Genomic DNA, 558 nt, shown 5'->3' with positions numbered 1-558 from the left:
AGCAAGGATGTCCTCGTGCCTGCTCCTCATCCTCCGGAGTTCCGTCAGCGTGCTGTCGAGCTGGCCCGACAGCGGGCCAAACCTGTCGCTGAGTTGGCGAAGGATCTGCGCATTTCAGAGTCGTGTCTGCGTAACTGGATGGCCCAGGCTGACATCGACGACGCCGGCGCCGATGCCCCGAAGCTGACGAGCACGGAGAAGAAGGAACTCGTCGAGCTGCGCCGTGAGAAACGGCGACTCGAGATGGAAGTCGAGATCCTGAAACGAGCTGCCGCCTACTTCGCTCGTGAGAACGTTCTCCCAAACTAGCGTTCCCGCTGGTCCGTGAACTCGCCGACGACCCCGACATTCACGTCGATGTCGCGGTGGCCTGCCGGGTATTGGGTGTGTCGCGATCGGGCTACTACGACTGGCTCGGCCGGCCGCCCTCGCTGCGCGCCCAGGAGAACGACATGATTCTCAAACACCTCCACGACATGCGAAGGGACGGAGACCGGCGGCGCACCTACGGTTCACCGCGGATGCAGGCCGAATTGCGGGACGAGCACGGCCTGCTAG

Annotated in this window: 1 protein-coding gene and 1 pseudogene; both read left to right on the top strand. The window is 63.4% G+C overall.

The genetic code is table 11. The features are described from left to right. Positions 1-309: transposase (locus tag LL648_RS43610; RefSeq protein ID WP_232668865.1), on the top strand; the 309-nt coding region annotated here is incomplete at its 5' end. Between the two features lie 56 nt (positions 310-365). Beyond that, a pseudogene (locus LL648_RS43605) lies at positions 366-558 on the top strand (hypothetical protein); the annotation flags it as partial.

Origin of the sequence: Pseudonocardia sp. TRM90224, from assembly GCF_021245725.1 — a bacterium.
In the GTDB taxonomy this organism is placed as follows: Bacteria; Actinomycetota; Actinomycetes; order Mycobacteriales; family Pseudonocardiaceae; genus Pseudonocardia.
Note: the sequence above shows the minus strand (reverse complement) of the source record. Positions and strands in the feature narration are given on the sequence as shown.